Origin of the sequence: Streptomyces sp. NPDC048504 (genome assembly GCF_043200035.1) — a bacterium.
GTDB lineage: Bacteria > Actinomycetota > Actinomycetes > Streptomycetales > Streptomycetaceae > Streptomyces.
Window position 1 is genome coordinate 372,899 of sequence record NZ_JBICXA010000005.1, and the last position, 20,217, is coordinate 393,115.

Sequence of the window (20,217 nt, forward strand, 5' to 3'; positions counted from 1 at the left end):
CTCCCAGGCCGTCGAGATCGGAAGGGCTCATCGGTCCACCACGTTCATGGCCATGGCGCCCGAGGCCGAGCAGTAGGGCCGTACCCACACGGGGCGGGCCGGGTGGACCACGGCGTACGGAGAGGGCTCGTCCCCGACGAGCGGCACGGAAGGGTAGACGTAGGCGCCCTTGACGTCGGGGAAGTCCTCCAGCAGATGGCAGACGCGCACCTTGCGGCGGTCGTACGGGTCGGGCTGCAGCCACCAGTCCCAGTCCTCCCAGCGCTCCAGGCGGTGGTCGACGACGCGGCGCAACGGCACGTCGGCCCGGAACGTCTGGCGGCCGAGGACCTGGACGGGCGTGGAGAAGCTCTTCCCGTGCCGCCCGCGGCGGCTGACGATGAACAGCGCGCCCGGTTCGATCGGGCGTCCGCCGGTCAGCACGCCCCGTACCGTGATGGCGCCGTCCGCCGCCTCGACCTGGGCGCACTCGGCGTGCTCCTCGCGCAGGACGGTGCGCAGCATCAGTCGGCCGTTGGGCTGGGCGTAGGGGAGGTTCCAGCCGAGCGGTCCGGCCGGCGGGCGGGCCACCAACCGGGCGCGGGCGTCGATGAGGGCCCGGGTGTCGCGGACGCCGGCCTTCATGTGGACGAAGGATGCCTTGGGGGCGTTCATGGTCACCTGCCAGCGCCCGTCGCCGAGTTCGTCGAGGGCCGAGGGGGTGAGGACGGCGGTGTAGCGGATGCCGCCGTTGTCCAGGTCCTTGCGGGAGGTGCGCAGCGGGAGGTCGGGGCGCCGGTTGCCGTCCGACGGTTTGTGGCGCAGCACGAACTGCCAGCGCCGGCGGCCCTCTTCGGGCCCGTCGGCCGCGAAGCGCAGGAAGCCCGCGCCGTCCGCGGTGACGTCCACGGTGGCCGTGCCGAGGGAGACGGGCGGCACGGTGAGCAGGTCCGTGCCTCCCTTGCGGGCACCTGCCGGGGCCCGGTAGCCGCGGTGGACCGCGGCACGGCGACGGGCGGCGTCCTCGAAGAGCTCCACATAGCGGTCGGCCACGGCCGCGGGGTCGTAGCGGGCGGCGTTGCGCAGTGCGGCGGCACCCATGGCGCGGCGCAGCTCGTCGTCGGCCATGAGGCGGCGCAGGCCCCAGGCGATGCCGTCGACGTCGCCGTTGGGGACGAGGAAGCCGTCCTCACCGTCGCGCAGGATCTCCCGGGGGCCGACAGGACAGTCGGTGGAGACCACGGGCAGGCCGCAGCGCATGGCCTCGACCAGGGTCATGCCGAAGGACTCGGCGCTCGACGTGACGGCGGCGACGGAGCCCTTGGCCCATTCGGACTCGATCGGTGAGAAGCCGCCCATGAGCAACGCCCGTCCGGCGAGGCCGAGTTCGCTGACGAGGGCGCGTAGTTTCCCGGCCTCGCCGCCGTCGCCGTAGATGCGCAGCTGCCAGTCGGGGAATTCCTCGGCCAGTCGGCCGAAGGCGCGGATCAGGAGGTCGTAGCGCTTGATGTGGTGCATGCGGCCCGCGCTGACGACGACCTTGCGGGAGCAGTCGGAGGGCTCGACGAGCGGCTCCGGCACGCTGTTGGGGATGCCGACGACCGGGATGCCGGGGATCGGGGTGTGCTCCGTGAAGGAGTGGGCGTCGGCCTCGGTGACCGTGGTGATGGCGTCGAGGCGCGGGTAGACCCGGGCCATCTCCTCGCGTACCGCCGGTGGGATGGCCAGGTGGGTCATGTGCTCCTGGGCGACCCGCAGGGCGCCGTCCCGGGTGTGGGCGGCGACGAAGAGGTTGAGGCTGGGGCGGGTGCCGACCACCACGTCGGCGGACGTCCGTTGCAGGTCACGGATGATGCGCCCGTCGGTGAACCCGTTGTACTGGGCGTAGAACTCCTCCTGGCGCGGGACGACTTCGCTGGGTGCGCCGCCGGCGGCGGCCCCGCGGTCGGAGGACCCGGGGCGCAGGTCCACGAGGGCGCGGACGGAGATGCGTGGGGAGATCTCGAACTTGGGGGTCGTGGCCCGCCGGAACACCGAGACGATCTCCACCTCGTGGTGGACGGAGAGCGCCTCGGCCAGGTTGATGACGGTGCGGTTGGTGCCGCCGATGCCGTAGATGTTGTTGATCAGGAACGAGATCTTCACCGGGCCGCGCGCTCCTTGCGCTCGAAGGGACTCGGCACCGGGTAGTAGGCGCGCAGGAACGTCTTGAGCATCTCCGTCTGCCGGTCGACGTCGTGGCCGTCGGAGAGGGTGTCGTTGATGCAGAACGCCTGCCGGTCGCGGCGGGCCAGCAGGATGCCGAGCCGGCGCTGGATCTCGGGCTTGGCCAGGTCGAGGTAGGCGAAGGTGATGTTGGAGGGCACGGCTCTGCCGGTGAAGTAGGCGTAGTAGTGGTACAGCGAGGACGGGATGGAGATGTCGTCGGCGCTGCGGAACCGGCTGTGCGAGGTCTGCCGGTGCTCCTGGGCGAACTCTCGCTCGATCTCCTCCAGGACGCTGCGGCGCAGGGCGTAGGGGGCGTGGCGGAGTTTCTGCACGATGGCGGTGCCGAAGTGTGCCTGGAGCAGGCGCCGGTTGTTCTTGCCGGCCGCGTCGACCGGGCGGTCCACGGGGCTGGGGTCCCAGCGGGGCACCTGGGACGGGGAGAAGAAGGTGCGGGTCATGCCGTTGGACAGGAAGAAGTCCTGGGGGGTGACGGGGCTGCCCAGGAACATGTCGTCGTTGAAGTACAGGAAGTGCTCCGACAGTCCCTTGATGTGGTGGAGCCGGCTCTCGATGGCATGCGAGTTGAAGGTGGGCAGCGCGGCGGGGTCGCCGAAGATCTCCGAGTGGTCGACGACGGTGATGCGCGGGTGGGTCTCGTTGAGCCAGGACGGTCGCTGACGGTCCGTCACCAGATGGACATGGCGCACCCAGGGGGCGTTCTGCTCCAACGCGCGCAGGGAGTACCGGAGTTCGTCGCGGCTGATGTAGCGGGCCGCGTTGGCGGACTCGCTGTGGTAGCCGTGCTCGCCGTAAGCGCCGCGCCGGCGTTGCCAGTCGGGGTCGCTGCCGTCGACCCAGGTGTAGACGACGTCGATCGGGAAGCGCACGTCCTCGGGCAGCGGGTCGGCGCAGGGCCGGATGGTACGGACGGAGCGGGTGCGGCGGGTGTGCAGGGCCGCGAAGCCGGTGAGCCGGCTGACCGGGACGGCGACCCGGGGCTCGTCGAGGGCGACGTCCTCGGTCACGCGGTTGGGGCGGGGTGCCAGCAGGCGTCCTTCCTCGGGCCGCCAGAACTCGATGTCGCAGCCGTGCTCCAGGCCGAGGACCAGGGTGCCGGCGAGGTCGCTCCACACCATGCCGACGCGGAGCACGGCGGCCTGGTGGGCCAGGTCCCGGCCGCGCCGTGAGCCGGCCAGCACGGTGCGGCCCTGCGCGGCGGCGCCCCGGCAGGCCCGCAGGTAGACGGGGCTGCGGTCGGCGCAGCTCTCCAGTACCTGCTCGACCCGGTACCGGTCGGGCTCGGCGACGGCGAGGCAGGAGCGGAATTCGGAGGTGCCGCGCACGGCGAAGTAGTCGACGCCGGCTTCTTCCAGGGCGGTGACGACGAGTTCGAGGTTGGCCTCGCGCAGTCCGAGCGGCGACACCGTCGGCCGGACCAGGGCGATCCGCGACCCGTGTCCGGCGAGGGCCGCGAGGTGCTCGCCCGGGCCGAACAGATGCGGCCAACGCCGGCGGGCCCGGATGCCCCGCACCGTGCGGGAGCCCAGGTTTATGGTGTGCAGCCGGCGCAGCAGCCCCTTCAGCGCCATGCGCAGCCGCAGCGGGACACGACGGGCGATACGGCGTCTGAGGCCCGCGGGGACAAGGGTGCGGTATGCCCCGACCGCCGCGGAGGCCTCGGGGTTGCCCATACTCACGGCTGGTTGTCCGCCTCGTCTGTGTGGTGGTCGCCCTCGAAGACGCTCGGGACGGGGAAGTAGCGGTGCAGGAACCGCACGACGGCCCTGGTGCCGCCGCGCGAACGTGCTTCGTCGGTGCCGAGGCCGAACAGCTGGATCTGCTGGGTGTCGCGGCGTACGAGGAGCCGGTCCAGGTGGGTGCCGATGCCGGGGAGTGCGGCGTGCAGCGCCACGGAGGGCTCGCCCGAGGGGTCCGCCAGGCCGGTGGTGTGGCCGAGGTGGTGGACCACGCCGTCCAGGGGATGCGTGCCGAGCACGGCGGGCAGCCGCTGTGCGTCGTCGAGCGGCAGCGGCGCGGCGCCGGACCCGGCGAGCCTGGCCAGCGTCTCGACGCGGTACGGCTGCGGGCCGTGCGCGTAGCCGTGGGAGGCGACCCGGCTGGTGGCCGAGTACGCGGTGCGGGTCCACGGGGCGAAGGACTCCTGGGCGGTCCAGGGGCCGCGCCGGGGGCGGGTCGTGCCGTTCGGGGTGAAGTAGTCGAAGGCGCGGACGGGCCTGCCGAGCAGGGCTCCGGGACGCAGCAGCAGGAAGTGCTCGGCGAGGTCGGGCAGTTGGTGCAGGTGCCACTCGGATCCGGGCCTGGCGCGGACCACGGTGAGCCGGTCGTCGGCCGAGAGCCAGGCCGGCGGCTCCGCCTCGGCGACCACGTGGACGACGTCCGTCCAGGGCGCGTACTGGTGCAGGGAGCGCAGCGCGGCCCGCAGCAGTTCCTCGCCCCAGGGCGTGGGGTGCTGCCACAGCAGGACCGCGTCCACCGGGAAGGTGATCTCTTCGAGCCGTACGACGTCGAAGTTCTCCAGCGTGATCGTCGGTGCCATGTCGCCGTCGATGTCGCAGTAGCCGGACAGCCGGTCGATGCCGATCTCGATGCCGGGTGCGTCGCTGGGCACGGTGCGCTGGACCCGGTTGGGGCGCGGCCCGACCAGCCGTTCCACGGGCAGGTCGGTGTTGGCGGTCCAGAACTCGATCTCGATGCCCTGGTCCTCCCCCACCCAGAGGTTCTCGGTGGGCTCGGTGCGCAGCCAGGTCAAGCGGATCACCTTGGCCTTGGCGTAGTGCTTCCACGCCTTCACATGGCTGCCCGGGGTCTGCTGGGTGTCGTTCTGGGCGGGTGACACGGAGACCACGTAGCCGGTCTGCTCCTCCAGCAACGCGCGTAGCACGCGGCGGACCGCGCCCTTGTCCTTGTGGTCGACGGCCAGGCTGATCCGTCGGTCGTCGAGCGCCGGGACCGCGAACCAGGGGATGTCGGCGGCGTCGAGGGCATAGGTGACCATGTCGTGGTCGAGCCGGCGGGCCAGGTCGAGGGTGAGGCCGGTGTGCACGTGGCCGACCCTGCCGTCGGGTGCCTCGGTACGGCGCTCGGAGCGGCCGAGTTCCGCCCGGCGCACCTGGCGCAGGGCGCGCCGGTGCAGCCGTGCCTCACGGCGGCTCAGGGTGCGCGCGAGCCGCCGTTTGACCTTGCGCCGTACCCGCACGGGCACGGTGGTCGCGGCGGCGGAGCGCACCGGCTGGGGAACGAGGCGTTTGTAGACGTTGACCGCGGAGCTCATGGACGTCGGGTCCGACACGTCACGAACTCCGTTTCATCTCTCGTGGGGGCTTGGGGTGGGGAAGTAGGCGTTGAGGAAGCCGTCCAGCAGTTCCTGCTGCGCCTCGATGTCCTCCGGTGTCGAGAAGGCGTCGTTGAGACAGAAGGAGTCCTGGTCCCGGCCGTCGAGCAGCCGTTGCAGCCGGTCCGCCAGGTCCGGCACGGCCAGCTGGAGATAGGTGAAGGGCATCGATCCCGGTTGCCCCCGGCCGGTCAGTGCCGCGTAGTAGAGCGCGAAGGACGAGGTCGGCGACAGATCGGTCATGGCCCGGAACCTGCTGGCCGACGTCCGCGCCCAGGCCTCGGGGAAGTCGCGCTCGGCCTCTTCCATCGCGGAGCGCCGCAGGGCGTACGGGATGTGTTCCATCGGCTGGGTGATCACCCTGCCGAATCGTTCAAGCAGCAGGGCGCGGTTGTTCTTGCACGCCGCGTCGACCGGAGTGTCGGTCTCCGCGACCGGACCCTGCGGGATGCGGTTGCGCGAGGGGAAGTAGCGGGCCGTGCCGCTCGGCGTGAAGAAGGCGTGCGGGGCCACCGGGCGGCCCATGAACATGTCGTCGTTGAAGTACAGGAAGTGTTCGGCGAGGCCCTCGATGTGGTGCAGCTGGCTCTCGATCGAGTGCGAGTTGAAGGTCGGCAGATCGGCCGGGTCGCGGAAGATCTCCCGGTGGGTGGCGATGCGCAGCCCGGGCAGGTCCTCGCGCAGCCAGGGCGGGACCTGGTCGTCGGTGACGATGTAGATGTTGCGGATCCACGGCGCGAACAGGTGCAGCGAGCGCACCGAGTAGCGCAGTTCGTCGCGGCTGATGAAGCGGGCGTCGCTCGCGGACTCGGCATGGTAGACCTCGCCCTTCGCCCGCGCCTTGCGCTGCTTCCAGGACGGGTCGTCGCCGTCGACCCAGGTGTAGACGGCGTCGACGGGGAAGGCGATGTCGTCCGCGCAGTTCACCAGGAACTCCGGGCGGGTGGCGAGCGCGGGCGCGAGGTGGCCCGGGGTCCAGTCCGAGACGAACCGGCTGAACAGGCGGGCCGCGCCGAGAACGCCCGCGCCGTCGGCGGCGACGGCCCAGGTGGCCCGGTTGGCGCGGGGGGCGACGAGGTGGGTGCCGTGCCGCTGCCAGAACTCGATCGCGCACCCGTATTCGTGCCCGAGCAGCAGGTGGCGGCCCGGGTCGGTGCGGGACCAGCTGATCTGGAGGACCCGCGCGCCGGCGATGTCGCGCCAGGCCTTGGGGTCGCGCGAGGAGACGGGCTTGGCCGGTCGGGGCGCGTCCGGGTCGATCACCCCGAGGTGCCCCGGGTACTGGCTCAGTCCGCGGAACACCACGGCGAGCACTCGGTCCCGGTCCTCCTCGGCGACGGCGACGACCGTGCCGTGGTCCGAGGTGCCGCGTACGGCGAAGTGGGCGACACCGGCCGAGTCGAGCAGTGCGGTGACCGCGGAGCGGTTGGCCTCACGGGCCGCCAGCGGAGTCAGACCCGGCTCGACGTAGACGTCGCCGTGCTCGGCGGTGACCGTGGTGGGACCCGCCGCGGCGGGACGCTGTCGTACGACGCCGTCCCGCGCGGGGCGGCCCACCGGGCCCGCCGCCTGTCCAAGAGCATGATCGAACACGGTCGTCACGCCGCTCGCCCCCCACGGGCGGACGCACGCAATGGCACGGCCACCCCTCCACGACCACGTAAGACGACGGCAAGCGTGCCGTCGCCCGTTCACACCGAAAATTTAATGTTCACAGGACCGGCACATCATCATCAAGCGCTTACACAGCTGTCAACAAGGGACGGAAATGACACAGAACACATACAACCCTTACGTCACGTTGAACGTCTGATGACCGGTGGACGACCGTCCACCGCCGCAGACGGGCCCGGTCTCTCCCCCCACTCGTGCCCCGAGCTCACTGGTGACGAGAGAGGACCGAGGCACATGACGCACGCCCTGACGGAGACGGACTCCCCGGGATCGAGGCGCGCACCGTCCTCCCGCCGGGCCAAGCCGCCGCGCCGGCGCCGCCGCGTGTGGCGCTGGGTCGCGCTGAGTCTCGTCCTGCTGGTGCTGGCCGCCGGCGGCGTCGGCTACTGGCTCTACAGCGACCTGAACGGCAACATCAAGGGCGTCGACCTCGACAAGGCGATCGGTGACGACCGGCCGGAGAAGCTGCCCACCTCGGGACAGAACCTCCTGGTCCTGGGCTCCGACTCGCGGTCCGGCGCCAACGCGTCGCTGGGCACGGGCAATGTCTCCGGGGCGCGCTCCGACACCGCGCTGGTGATCCACGTGCCGGAAGGCCGTGCCAAAGCGGTTGCCGTCAGCATCCCGCGCGACACCCTGGTCACGCGTCCCGAGTGCACCGCGAAGGACGGCTCCGCGCTTCCCTCGAAGAAGCGCGTGATGTTCAACTCCGTCTACTCGCTCGCCGGTCCGGCCTGTGTGGTCAAGACCGTCGAGCAGATGTCCGGGGTCCGGATGGACCACTTCGTGGAGGTCGACTTCGCGGGGTTCAAGGGGCTGGTGGACGCGATAGGCGGGGTCACCGTCACCGTCGACCAGGACATCCACGACAAGTCCAGCGGCCTGGATCTGACCGCCGGCACGCACAAGCTCGACGGCACGCGGTCGTTGCAGTTCGTCCGCACCCGGCACGGCATCAGCGACGGCAGTGACCTCGGACGCATCGGGCTCCAGCAGCAGTTCCTGATCGCGCTGCTGAGCGAGATCAAGAAGCAGGACCTCCTCGGCAGCCCCACCAAGGCATACAAGATCGCCGACAACCTCACCGAGTCGCTCACCACCGACTCGGGCCTCGCCTCGCTCACCAAGCTCGCCGAGTTCGGACGCAGCATGAACGGCATCGATCCGTCCACCATGGAGACGATCATGCTGCCCGTGCGGTACGACACCCAGGACCCGAACCGCGTCGTGGCCGCGCAACCGCAGGCCGGCCAGTTGTGGCAGGCCCTGCGCAAGGACCAGCGGATTCCCGAGTCGGCGAAGAAGTCGCCGGCGACCGGGGGCTAGGACCTGTCCGGCGGATCATGCCGCAGACGCGGGGCCTGGCACGCCCATCTGCGGCGTTGCCGCCCTCCGCCGCCTTGCAGCTGCACGCGCCAGGCCCCGCTTAGCGGCGCTGATCAGATACCGTCGGTCTCCTGCGACCTGATCCGCCGGACAGGCCCTACTCGTCCTGACGGCGGGCCGACGCGGCGGCCCGGTGCCGCCCGTCGTCAGACGCGGAGCGACGGAGCGAGTGCCAGACCGGGGCCCCCGGTCTGGCGGGCGACGCGCAGAGCGCCGTCGGGGCCGATCACCGCGAGCACGACACGGCCGCTCCCGTCCAGGGCGAGCGCCGGGGTGCCGACGCAGCGCTCACCGGTCGGGGACCACCACAGGCCCGCCTGCTCGTTCTCCGCGCCGAACGCGCTGAGCATGACCTGCCCTTCGTGATCACGGTGGGCCAGCACCGTGCAGTCGTACCCGTCGAGCACCGCGCGCATCGACGTCACGGGATGCTCGGCCACCGCCCCGCCGAGGGGTATCAGCCAGCCGCCGGGGCGATGGCCGACGAGTTGTCCGCTGTCCCGGTCGGTCCAGTAGTACGTCGCCCTGTCCGGTGCCGTCTCCAGCGCCGCGGGTGTGCCCGGTGCCATCCGCACCGGGATGTTCGGCTCCTGCCGGAAGTCGCCGTCGGCCTCGGCCTGCCGCCACCACATGGCGTCCTGGTCGCCGCCCGCCAGCACCTCGATGCGCCCGGAGGCGTGCGCGACCACGGCCGGTCCGTCCTGGACCCCGCTGCCCTTGAGGTCCTCCCAGGGCTCCCACTTCCCGGTGGCGCCCTCCCGGCGCAGCATCAGTCCGCGGCCCGCGTTGCGCGCGAAGACGTGCACCCGTCCCGACGCACTGACCGCGGCCGCCGGGACGCCGAACCGGGCCGCCTTCTCCCGGTCCTTGTGCGGATTGCCCAGCGACCGCCACTCGGTGACCGTGCGGCCGGTCTGGTACTGGATGGCGTGGACGATGTCGACGGCGGGCGGCCCGTCGCCCTTGCGGGTCTCGCGCCGCCCCAGGAAGTGGACGTAGGCGTCGGCCCCCTGGACCACCGAGACGTGGGTCAGGTCCGGCACCGGGAAGAAGTCGGGCCCCGTCCAGTCCGGGCCGCCCGGCCGGGTCTCCGTCCAGCGCAGCAGCCCGGCGCGGGTGCGGGCGTACGCGGTCAGCCTGCCGTCCTTGCCGAGCACGAGCCAGCGGCCGTCCAGGGTCGTCTCGGCGGTGTGCCGCTCCGCCTCCGTGTGTGCGACGACGCTGTCGTCGGTTCTGCGTCGGGCGGCGCCGCGCCCGGATCCGGTCCGCATGACGTGGCCCGCCCCTTCTGTGACGCCCGGCACGGCTGACCTGCCGATTCCCCGAACACCTGTTGCGCGGGACCGCCGAGCGCGCCCCATCATAAGTCGAACATTTGGCGAACACGGTGTGACGGCTGTGCGCCCGCCGGGCTCGGACCAGCACGTCTCCCGGGGCGCGCCATGCCAAGGGGCCGGCCGCGCACCGACGCGAGCGAGCCCCGTCAGACCTCCCGCCACGCCTCCAACGCCAGCCCCGCCTCCTCCTTCCGCCGCGTGACGAGCAGTTGGCCGGTGGACGGCGACACCGTCGCGGCGACCACCCGCTCGTCCTCGTCCAGCGTCAGCGAGACCTCAGCGTCCGCCGGGAGTTGGGGCCCCGACTCGGTCCACCAGGCGCCCGCGGACTCCTGTTCCGTGGGATACGCGGCGAAGGCGACCCGGCCGCTCGCCGAGCGCTGGGCGAGCAACGTGCAGTCGTGGCCGTCGAGTTCGCAGCGGATCGCGGAGACCGGGCCGGGGCCGGCCGAGGGGAGGAGGGTGATCGGCTTGGCGCCGGGGCGCCAGACGCAGAGGTCGCCGGAGTCGTCCGTGTAGAAGAGGGTGGTGCTCTCGGGGGAGGTGGGCAGCGCGCGGAGTGTTCCCGGGCGGATCCTGGCCTCCATCGCCTCCTCCAGCACCGGCTGTTCGCCGGGTTCCAGCTGATGCCAGTGCAGGATCGCGCCCGGTACCGCCGCGTACAGCTCGACTCTGCCGGACTCCCCCGTCACCGCCGCCAGGTCCTCCTGGACGTCGCTCCCCTTGAGGTCGCGCCACGGGTCCCAGCCGCCCTTCTCCCGTTGGGCCAGCAGGCTGACACCGGCCCCCGCGTTGCGTACGAAGACATGGGCCCGGCCCTCCGCGTCGACCGCGACCGCCGGTACGCCGGTGCGGTCGCCCTTCTTGTTCGGGTGGCCGACCGGGCTCCAGTCGAGGGCCGCGAGCCGGGGGCGGAAGTGCGTGGAGTGGACCAGCCCGGACTCGCCGGCCGCCGTGGGGCGCCAGGACACGAGGTGGGCGTAGCCGTCCGCGCCCTGTCCGATGCCGAGCGGCCCGGGGTGCAGCTTCTGGTCGCCGCCGACCTTGCGCGGGGCGCTCCAGAGGCCGCCGGGGCCGCGTTCCGCCCGGCACAGGACGGCGTCGCCCGAGGGCAGATACACACTGAGCCGGCCGTCGCGGCCGCGTATGAGCCAGTCGCCGTTCACCGGTTCACTGTAATTGGGGCGGGTACTTCCGCGCGGGGCACCCCCCGCCCGCGTGCGACCCTTGCCCCATGGACGAGGACACTCCCCTGCTGGTGATCGTCGACGGCGCGAACGTCGTCGGGTCGGTGCCCGACGGCTGGTGGCGCGACCGCAAGGGGGCCGCCGAGCGCCTCCGCGACCGGCTCGCGAGCGACGGTCTGCCGGGCCGCACGGACCCCGTGGAACTCGTCCTCGTCGTGGAAGGCGCGGCCCGCGGCGTGGCGTCCGTTCCGGGCGTACGGGTGGACTCGGCACCCGGCAGCGGTGACGACCGGATGGTCGAACTCGTCGCCGAGGCCGCCGGCCGGCCCTGCCTGGTGGTCACCGCGGACCGTGAACTCCGGCGCAGGGTAACGGAGTTGGGCGCCGAGGTCACCGGGCCGCGCAGCGTGCGCGGCTGACGTACCTATCCCACGGCCCCGCAAGTCCCCTCCGACGAGCGGGACTTACGGGGCCGGAAGGCCAACTGGCGTGTCTACGAGGCGTTTCCGGTGGGCGGGGTCGCCAACTTGCCCGCCTCCGCCGCCTGTTGCATGCCCAGGCGGCTGTGCGTGCGGCCGTAGAAGAAGTACACGGCGAAGCCGATCGCCATCCAGATGGCGAAGCGGAGCCAGGTCTCGGCGGGGAGGTTGAGCATCAGCCAGAGGGAGGCCAGGACCGAGGCGATCGGGAGGGCCGGGACCAGGGGGGTGCGGAAGGAGCGGGGGAGGTCGGGGCGGGAGCGGCGCAGGATGATCACGCCGATCGCGACCACGATGAAGGCGAACAGCGTGCCGATGTTGACCAGTTCGGCGAGTTCGCTGAGGCTCGTGAAGCCCGAGACGATCGCGATGATCACGCCGAGGAGGATGGTCGGGCGGTACGGGGTGCGGAAGCGCGGGTGGACGTGGGAGAAGAAGCGGGGCAGCAGTCCGTCCCGGCTCATCGCGAAGAACACGCGGGCCTGGCCGAGCAACAGGATCATGCACACCGTCGTCAGGCCGATCGCGGCGCCGAAGCTGATCAGGCCCGCGAACCACGGGTGTCCGGTGGCCTTGAACGCGTCGGCGAGCGGTGCGTCGATCGACAGCGAGCTGTACTTCTGCATACCGGTCACGACGATCGCGACGGCGACGTACAGCGTGGTGCAGATGACCAGTGAGCCGAGGATGCCGCGCGGCACGTCCCGCTTCGGGTTGCGGGTCTCCTCGGCGGCGGTGGCGACGACGTCGAAACCGATGAAGGCGAAGAAGACCACGGAGGCGGCGGTGAAGATGCCCATGACGCCGAAGTTGGAGGGCGCCCAGCCGAACATCAGCTGGATCAGCGGGGCTTTGAGGCTGCCGCCCGCCTCCACGGCCTGCGACTTGGGGATGAACGGCTTGTAGTTGTCGCCCTTGATGAAGAAGGCGCCGGCGACGATCACCACGAGGACGACGGCGACCTTGATGGCGACGACGACCGAGGTGACCCGCGCGGAGAGCTTCATGCCGAGGACGAGGATCGCCGTGAGGACGAGGACGAGCGCGGCGGCGAGGATGTCGAAGCCGAAGCCGTGGGCGCCGTCCCGGCCGCTGAGCGCCTCGGGCAGGTGCCAGCCCGCGTTGTCCAGCAGCGAGTGGATGTACCCGGACCAGCCGACGGCCACCACCGCCGTGCCCAGGGCGAGTTCGAGGACCAGGTCCCAGCCGATGATCCACGCGGGGAACTCGCCGAGCGAGGCGTACGAGAAGGTGTACGCGGAGCCCGCGACCGGGACCGTGGACGCGAACTCGGCGTAGCAGAGCGCCGCGAGGGCACAGACGACGCCGGCCACGACGAAGGACAGGGCGACCGCTGGGCCGGCGGTGTTCTTGGCGGCCGTGCCGGTGAGGACGAAGATGCCGGTGCCGATGACGACGCCGACGCCGAAGACGGTCAGATCCAGCGCCGAGAGGGACTTTCTGAGCGCGTGCTCGGGTTCCTCGGTGTCCTGGATGGACTGTTCGACTCTCTTCGTCCGGAAGAGTGTGCTGCTCACGTGTGTACCTCCCACGCTTGGCGTCCTCGACATGATCGAGAGGGGGCATGGTGCGTATGCCCCGGCGCGAGGGGATTCACGCGAACGGGCTGCTTTCACCACTGCAAAGGGTGGTGGAAGCAGCCCGTCCGGCCGAGTGGCGTCGGTGTCAGTCGCGCGCGGCCTCCACCGAGTCGACCTCCGCCGTGGGCCGTTCGAAGCGGCCGTCGAGCTTGGAGACCAGGCCGGTGACCTGGCGGGCGATGTCGGGGGCGGTCAGGCCGATCTCCGTCATCACCTCGGCGCGGGAGGCGTGGTCGAGGAAGCGCGGCGGGATGCCGAAGTCGCGCAGCGGAACATCCACTCCGGCGTCCCGCAACGCCTGTGCGATCGACGAACCGACGCCGCCGACACGGGAGTTGTCCTCGACGGTGACGACCACCCGGTGCTGCTCCGCGAGCGGGGCCATGGCCTCGTCGACGGGCTTGACCCAGCGCGGGTCGACGACCGTGGTGGAGATGCCCTGCTTGTCGAGCAGGTCGGCGATCTCCAGGCACATCGGCGCGAGGGCGCCGACCGAGACCAGCAGGACGTCCGGGGCGTCGGTGCCGGGCGCGCGCAGCACGTCCATGCCGCCGATGCGGCCCACGGCGGGTACGGCAGGACCGACCGCGCCCTTGGAGAAGCGGACGACCGTCGGCGCGTCCTTGACCTGGACGGCCTCGCGTAGCTGGGCGCGGACCTGGTCGGCGTCGCGGGGTGCGGCGAGCCGGAGACCCGGGACGACCTGGAGGATCGACATGTCCCACATGCCGTTGTGCGAGGCGCCGTCGGTGCCGGTGACGCCGGCCCGGTCCAGGACGAAGGTCACCCCGCACTTGTGCAGGGCCACGTCCATCAGCACCTGGTCGAAGGCGCGGTTGAGGAAGGTGGCGTAGACGGCGAAGACGGGGTGCAGTCCGCCGGTGGCGAGGCCGGCCGCGGAGACGGCGCCGTGCTGCTCGGCGATGCCGACGTCGTAGATGCGGTTCGGGAAGGCGTCGGCGAACTTCTTCAGGCCGACGGGCTGGAGCATCGCGGCGGTGATCGCGACGATGTCCTCGCGCTCCTGGCCCAGCGCGACCATCTCGTCGCCGAAGACGGAGGTCCAGTCGGCGCCGGAGGCCTTGATGGGCAGGCCGGTGTCGGGGTGGATGGGGCCGATGCCGTGGAAGCGGTCGGCCTCGTCCTGGAGGGCGGGCTGATAGCCGCGGCCCTTCTCGGTGAGGACGTGGACGATCACCGGGCCGCCGAACCGCTTGGCTCGGGCCAGCGCGGACTCCGTCGCCTCGATGTCGTGGCCGTCGATCGGGCCGACGTACTTCAGACCGAGGTCCTCGAACATGCCCTGCGGGGCGATGAAGTCCTTCAGGCCCTTCTTCGCGCCGTGCAGCGTCTCGTAGAGGGGCCTGCCGACGACCGGGGTGCGCTCCAGGAGGTCCTTGCCGCGGGCCAGGAAGCGCTCGTAGCCGTCGGTGGTCCGCAGGGTCGCCAGGTGGTTCGCGAGGCCGCCGATGGTCGGCGCGTAGGAGCGCTCGTTGTCGTTGACGACGATGACGAGCGGGCGGTCCTTGGCGTCGGCGATGTTGTTCAGCGCCTCCCAGGCCATACCGCCGGTCAGCGCGCCGTCACCGATCACCGCGACCACGTGGTCGTCGCGTTCGAGAACCTGGTTGGCCTTGGCGAGGCCGTCGGCCCAGCCGAGGACCGTCGAGGCGTGCGAGTTCTCGATGACGTCGTGCTCGGACTCGGCCTGCGAGGGGTAGCCGGAGAGGCCGCCCTTCATCTTCAGCTTCGAGAAGTCCTGGCGGCCGGTGAGCAGCTTGTGGACGTAGGACTGGTGGCCGGTGTCGAACAGCACCCGGTCCTTCGGCGACTCGAAGACGCGGTGCAGGGCGATGGTCAGCTCGACCACACCGAGGTTCGGGCCGAGGTGGCCGCCGGTCTTGGAGACGGCGTCGACGAGGAAGGTCCGGATCTCCCCGGCCAGCTGGTCCAGCTGCTCCAGGCTGAGCCGGTCCAGATCGCGCGGTCCCCTGATGCGGGTCAGCAGCGGCACCCGTGCCTCCTTGCGAGTAGAGCTGATCGAGCTGTTGCCGGGCTTGTCGAGTCTAATGTTCCGCCTTTGCGGACGGCGCCCGGGCTGTGCGTCATACGTCACGCGATCGGCTGTACCCACGAACAGCCTTTCCTACGACACGACTGTGCCCGGCACCGCCATCGGTACCGGGCACAGTCTGCGCGAAAGGGCAGGTCAGCCGCGACCGGAGGCCTTCTGGCTCTTGCGGGACACCGAGTCGATGACGACCGCGCCGAGCAGAACGCCACCCGTGATCATGTACTGGATCGACGTGTTCATGTTCAGCAGGTCGAGACCGGTCTGGATCGACTGGATGACGAGCATGCCCAGCAGGGCGGACCAGACGGTGCCGCGTCCGCCGAAGAGGCTCGTACCGCCGATGACCGCGGCCGCGATGGCCAGCATCAGGGTGTTGCCGCCACCCGCGTTGAGCGTGGCGCTCTGGGTCTGACCGGCGAAGAACATACCGCCGACCGCCGCGAAGCCGCCGGAGATGGCGAACACGGTGATGCGGATCATGGAGACGTTGATACCGGCACGGCGCGCGGCCTCGATGCCGCCGCCGACGGCGAAGACCTTGCGGCCGTACGAGGTACGGCGGAGCACGAAGTCCACGATCACCAGGGACGCGAGGAAGATCACCAGCGCGTTGGAGACACCGGCCGAGGAGTTCAGCACGTACGCGGTGACGAACGCGGCCACGGCGAGCAGACCGACCCGCAGCCCGATCTCGCTGGTGGGCCGGAACGGCACCCCGGCGGCCTTGCGGCGACGCTGCTCGACGAGCGAGCCGTAGAGCAGGGAGGCGACGCCGAGGGCGGCCAGGATGTAGGCGCCCGCGATCGACTGGTCCATGAAGAACGAGCCCTGGCCGAGCAGGTGCACCGGACCCTCGTCCGGGATGTTGATGGTGCCGCTCGAACCGAGCAGCCACAGCATCAGACCGTTCCAGCCGAGGAAGCCGGCCAGGGTGACGACGAACGCCGGTACGCCGATCCTCGCGAAGAAGAAGCCGTGCAGCGCGCCGATGCCGATGCCCGTGATGATCGTCAGGACCAGCGCCAGCCAGCCGTTCATCCCGTGGTTGACCACGAAGACGGCGAACAGGGTGGACGCCAGACCGCTGACCGAGCCGACGGAGAGGTCGATCTCGCCGAGCAGCAGCACGAAGACCAGGCCGATGGCGAGCATGCCGGTCGCCGACAGGTAGTAGCTGATGTTGGACAGGTTGTCCGCGCTCAGGAACCGGCTGTTCTGCGACTGGAAGATGATGCCGATGACGATCAGGCCGGCGACGACCGGCAGGGAGCCGAGCTCACCGCCCTTGATCTTGCGCTTGAACTCGGTGAGGTAGCCCTTGAAGCCCTCTTCGCGGACCAGCAGACGCGGGTCGACGACGGTGGCGGCACCGGCCGCCGCCGTGGGGTCCTCGGCGAGAGGCGCGGTGGTCGGTTCGACCGCGTCCTTCTTCACGGTGCCTGACGTGTCGCTCACTTTGCCGCCTCCGTGCTGCGCACCGCACGACGGGTCACGGCGTTGTCCGTGGCACCGGTGATCGCGGCGATGATCGTTTCCTGACTGGTGTCCTTCACCGGGAAGGAGCCGTTGTTCTTGCCCAGGCGCAGCACGTTGACCGTGTCGGCGACCGCCTTGACGTCGGCCATGTTGTGGCTGATGAGGATGACGCCGAGGTTGCGCTCGCGCAGCCGCTCGACCAGGTCGAGGACCTGCGCGGTCTGCTCCACGCCGAGGGCGGCGGTGGGCTCGTCGAGGATGACGACCTTCGGGTCACCGATCAGCGCGCGGGCGATCGCGACGACCTGTCGCTGGCCACCGGAGAGGCTGGCGATCGGGATGCGCACGCTCGGGATGCGGATCGAGAGCGTGCTCAGCAGCTCACGGGAGTTCTTCTCCATCGTGACCTCGTCGAGGACCCCGTGGCGCATCAGCTCACGCCCGAGGTAGAGGTTGCCGACGACGTCGAGGTTGTCGCAGAGCGCGAGGTCCTGGTAGACCGTCGCGACGCCGAGTCCTTGGGCGTCGTGCGGCTTGTTGATGCTGACCGGGCTGCCCTCCCACTCGATGACTCCTTCATCGATGGGGTGCACTCCGGCGATGGTCTTCACCAGAGTGGACTTTCCTGCGCCGTTGTCGCCGACCAGTGCGACGACTTCTCCGGGGTGGACCTCCAGCTCTACTTCGGTGAGGGCCTGCACCGCACCGAATCGCTTGGAGACTCCGCGCAACGCCAGCACGGGCGTAGCGGACACGTGAACCATCTCCTTCGCCGCCTGACCGGCGGGGATGCCGCGCTTGTCAAAAGCCGCGGAGGGTTGTGCCTAGGCACAGATTTACAAGATGAACATGCGCGCGGCCGGTGCCAGTTGGCAACGGCTGCGTTCGCACGGGTTCCGATCGGCGCCCGCCCCGCAGCGGGGTTTGAAGGCGGGGCGGACGCCGAAGGGGCTCTGTCACCGCTGGGCGGTGATTACTCGAGACCGGCTGCCTTGCACGCCTTGGCGTAGTCGGCGGTGCAGATCTGCGCGACGGTGTAGAGACCGTCCTTGATGACCGTGTCCTTGATGTTGGCCTTGGTGACCGACACCGGGGTCAGCAGCTGCGAGGGCACCTTGTTGCCGGAGCCGCTGGTCTGGGTCGTGGTGGCGAGCGAGGAGATGCTCTTGCCCTGCGCCAGGTCGACGGCGAGCGTGGCGGCCGCCTCGGCCTCCGGCTTGAAGGCCTTGTAGACGGTGCTGGACTGGGTACCGGCGACGATGCGCTGGATACCGGCGAGCTCCGCGTCCTGGCCCGTCAGCGGGATGCCGCTGATACCGGCGCCCTTGAGGACGGTGGCGATACCGCCGGCCATGCCGTCGTTCGCGGAGTAGACGCCCGCGATCTTCTTGGCGCCGAGCTGCGTGATGGCCGCCGACATCTTCTGCCCGGCGACGGTGTCCTTCCACAGGCCGGACTGCTCGTAGGCGATCTTGACCTTGCCGTCGAGGGCCTCGTGGGCGCCCTTCTTGAACTGCGCGGCGTTCGGGTCGGCGTCGTCACCGTTGATCATGACGACGTTCGCCGAGGGGGTGGCCTTCGAGCCCAGCGAGGTGAGGAGCGCCTCGCCCTGGAGCTTGCCGACCTCGACGTTGTCGAAGGAGACGTACGCGGAGACCGGGCCCTGGGCCAGACGGTCGTACGCGACGACCTTGATGCCCTTGTTGACCGCCTGCTGGATCGAGGACTTGATCGCGGCGGAGTCCTGGGCGCTGATCACGATGACCTTGACGCCCTTGGTGATCATACTGCTGACCTGCTGGGCCTGCGTGGCGGCGCTGGCGTTCGCGTTGTTGTACTGGACGGTGCAGCCGGAGCAGAGCTCCTTGACCTTCGCCTCGAAGTACGGCTTGTCGAACTTCTCGTACCGAGCGGTGACGCTGTCGGGCAGGAGCAGGCCGATCGAGGCGTTCGTACCGCCCGAGGAGCTGGAGCTGCTGTCGGACTTCTTGTCGTCGCCTGCCTTGCCACAGGCGGCCATCGAGACGGCCATCGTGGTGGCGATAACGGCAACGGCGGCACGACGCATACGCGTGTTCACTTTGAAACCTCCCTGACGAGGCCGCGTCGTTGCGGCCGAGGTGGCTGGAAGTCAACTCGGCCGCGCGTTCGGCGTCAAGAAGTAAATACTTAACGAGATGGCAACGGCGTCGTGCGTTCTCTAAGTGAAGACAGGTGTGGCCGCGGTCAGCGACCCGTCCAAAAGGGTCGAATCGCCCATCTCGCTGAGTGCGAGAGCGAGCGCTCCGAGCACCTCCGCACGGCCTCCAAGTGCCCCCGGGAGAACGGAAAGTTGACGCGCCGCACTGGGGATCGCGTAGCGGCCGACAGACTCCCTGATCGGCCCGAGCACCAGCTCACCGGCCTCGGCGAGATCGCCACCGAGGACCACTCGGCTCGGGTTCAGCAAATTGCAGAGATTGGCGACTCCACTGCCGATGTGTCGGCCGACGTCGGCGATCACCCGACGGCAACCAGGGTCTCCGTCCCGCGCCAGCCGCACGACTCCCTCCATGGTCAGGTCGGTTCCGTGACTGGACTGGAGCAGCGGCAGCACATAGCGCGCCGCCGTGAAGGTCTCCAGGCAGCCCCGGTTTCCGCAGCGGCAGACAGGGCCGGACTCATCAAGAGTAATATGCCCGATTTCTCCCGCTGTGCCACCCGGGCCCCGGTAGATCTTGCCGTTGATGACCAGTCCCGCGCCGACCCCGCTCGCGACCTTGATGTACGCCAGGTCCCTGACGCCCCGCCCGCTGCCCCAGACCAGCTCACCGAGGGCGCCGAGGTTGGCGTCGTTGTCCACGTGCACCGGTACGCCCAAACGGCTGCCCAGCTCCTCCGCGGGTCTGGTGCCGGTCCAGCCCGGGAGAATCGCGGTGGAGCCCAGGGTGCCCGACTCCACGTCGATCGGTCCGGGCACGCCGAGGCCCACCCCGGCGATCTTGGAACGGTCCACTCCGGTCGCCGTGATCAGCCGGTTGACCAGCTCTTCCGCCCGGTCGAAGCCCTGCGTCGAGGAGGCGTCCACATCCACGGGCTCGGACTCCTCGGCCAGCACCTGGTGGGCGAGATTCCCGACCGCGACGCGCAAATGCGTGTGCCCGAAGTCGACGCCGATGACGATGCCGGCGTCCCCGCTCAGGGAGACGCTGCGGGCCCTGCGGCCGCCCGCCGAGGTCGGCGTGACCTCGACCGTTCCGCCGTCCTTGAGCTCGCGCACGATGTTGGAGACGGTCGCGGCGGACAGGCCCGTCGTCCTCGCGATCTCCGCCTGCGTCAGCGACCCGGCCAACCGCACCGCTCGCACGACCCGTTCCAGATTGGCTCGGTGCAGTGACGACTGCGACCCCGGAGTCTCCACGACGACCTCCTGCGCGCGGGACCGCATCGATGAGGCCCCGTCTATGTCCAACTAGTGAACTCTA

Annotated in this window: 14 protein-coding genes; 2 read left to right on the forward strand and 12 right to left on the reverse strand. The window is 70.4% G+C overall.

Features of this window, described 5'->3' with window-relative positions:
* Positions 1–27 precede the first annotated feature (27 nt).
* Genes ACGFY9_RS15415 through ACGFY9_RS15430 form a run of 4 tightly spaced genes read right to left on the reverse strand, consistent with a single transcriptional unit; the run spans position 28 to position 7,141 of the window.
* Positions 28–2,124 carry a glycosyltransferase family 4 protein gene (locus ACGFY9_RS15415; protein WP_393754314.1) on the reverse strand — a complete coding sequence of 699 codons (2,097 nt, stop codon included), beginning with the start codon at positions 2,122–2,124 and terminating at the stop codon, positions 28–30.
* Positions 2,121–3,884, reverse strand: coding sequence for a stealth family protein (locus tag ACGFY9_RS15420; protein WP_393754315.1), 1,764 nt, complete (start codon positions 3,882–3,884; stop codon positions 2,121–2,123). The genes ACGFY9_RS15415 and ACGFY9_RS15420 overlap by 4 nt, the downstream gene beginning before the upstream one ends.
* Positions 3,881–5,497, reverse strand: coding sequence for a sugar phosphotransferase (locus tag ACGFY9_RS15425; protein ID WP_393754317.1), 1,617 nt, complete (start codon positions 5,495–5,497; stop codon positions 3,881–3,883). Before ACGFY9_RS15425 ends, ACGFY9_RS15420 begins: the two co-directional genes overlap by 4 nt.
* 15 nt (positions 5,498–5,512) lie before the next feature.
* On the reverse strand, positions 5,513–7,141 hold the full coding sequence (locus ACGFY9_RS15430) for a stealth family protein (protein ID WP_393754318.1): 1,629 nt from the start codon (positions 7,139–7,141) through the stop codon (positions 5,513–5,515).
* Between the two features lie 306 nt (positions 7,142–7,447).
* Here ACGFY9_RS15430 and ACGFY9_RS15435 point away from each other — a divergent pair, with 306 nt between their 5' ends.
* Positions 7,448–8,539 (forward strand): LCP family protein, encoded by a 1,092-nt coding sequence (locus ACGFY9_RS15435; protein WP_393754320.1) that lies wholly within the window; start codon positions 7,448–7,450, stop codon positions 8,537–8,539.
* A gap of 206 nt (positions 8,540–8,745) precedes the next feature.
* Here the strand turns inward: ACGFY9_RS15435 and ACGFY9_RS15440 are convergent, their stop codons facing one another.
* Positions 8,746–9,870 (reverse strand): hypothetical protein, encoded by a 1,125-nt coding sequence (locus ACGFY9_RS15440; RefSeq protein ID WP_393754321.1) that lies wholly within the window; start codon positions 9,868–9,870, stop codon positions 8,746–8,748.
* A gap of 212 nt (positions 9,871–10,082) precedes the next feature.
* The gene (locus ACGFY9_RS15445; protein WP_393754323.1) at positions 10,083–11,102 is read right to left on the reverse strand and encodes a hypothetical protein; all 1,020 of its coding nucleotides are present in this window, start codon (positions 11,100–11,102) and stop codon (positions 10,083–10,085) included.
* A 68-nt stretch (positions 11,103–11,170) separates the two neighbouring features.
* Here ACGFY9_RS15445 and ACGFY9_RS15450 point away from each other — a divergent pair, with 68 nt between their 5' ends.
* The gene (locus tag ACGFY9_RS15450; protein WP_327400653.1) at positions 11,171–11,542 is read left to right on the forward strand and encodes an NTP pyrophosphohydrolase; all 372 of its coding nucleotides are present in this window, start codon (positions 11,171–11,173) and stop codon (positions 11,540–11,542) included.
* 74 nt (positions 11,543–11,616) lie between these two features.
* Here the strand turns inward: ACGFY9_RS15450 and ACGFY9_RS15455 are convergent, their stop codons facing one another.
* The 6 genes from ACGFY9_RS15455 to ACGFY9_RS15480 form a co-directional block, all read right to left on the reverse strand.
* Complete coding sequence (locus ACGFY9_RS15455; RefSeq protein WP_393754325.1) at positions 11,617–13,140, reverse strand: amino acid permease; 1,524 nt, start codon at positions 13,138–13,140, stop codon at positions 11,617–11,619.
* 148 nt (positions 13,141–13,288) lie between these two features.
* Complete coding sequence (gene dxs / locus ACGFY9_RS15460) at positions 13,289–15,217, reverse strand: 1-deoxy-D-xylulose-5-phosphate synthase (protein WP_393754326.1); 1,929 nt, start codon at positions 15,215–15,217, stop codon at positions 13,289–13,291.
* A gap of 195 nt (positions 15,218–15,412) precedes the next feature.
* Positions 15,413–16,732 carry a sugar ABC transporter permease gene (locus tag ACGFY9_RS15465; RefSeq protein WP_393754328.1) on the reverse strand — a complete coding sequence of 440 codons (1,320 nt, stop codon included), beginning with the start codon at positions 16,730–16,732 and terminating at the stop codon, positions 15,413–15,415.
* The gene (locus tag ACGFY9_RS15470; protein ID WP_393754330.1) at positions 16,729–17,517 is read right to left on the reverse strand and encodes an ATP-binding cassette domain-containing protein; all 789 of its coding nucleotides are present in this window, start codon (positions 17,515–17,517) and stop codon (positions 16,729–16,731) included. The genes ACGFY9_RS15465 and ACGFY9_RS15470 overlap by 4 nt, the downstream gene beginning before the upstream one ends.
* Before the next feature lie 209 nt (positions 17,518–17,726).
* A complete protein-coding gene (locus tag ACGFY9_RS15475) occupies positions 17,727–18,821 on the reverse strand; it encodes a sugar ABC transporter substrate-binding protein (protein WP_393754496.1) in 1,095 nt (364 codons plus the stop codon).
* A gap of 132 nt (positions 18,822–18,953) precedes the next feature.
* Positions 18,954–20,153 carry an ROK family transcriptional regulator gene (locus tag ACGFY9_RS15480; RefSeq protein WP_019063292.1) on the reverse strand — a complete coding sequence of 400 codons (1,200 nt, stop codon included), beginning with the start codon at positions 20,151–20,153 and terminating at the stop codon, positions 18,954–18,956.
* Positions 20,154–20,217: the final 64 nt, after the last annotated feature.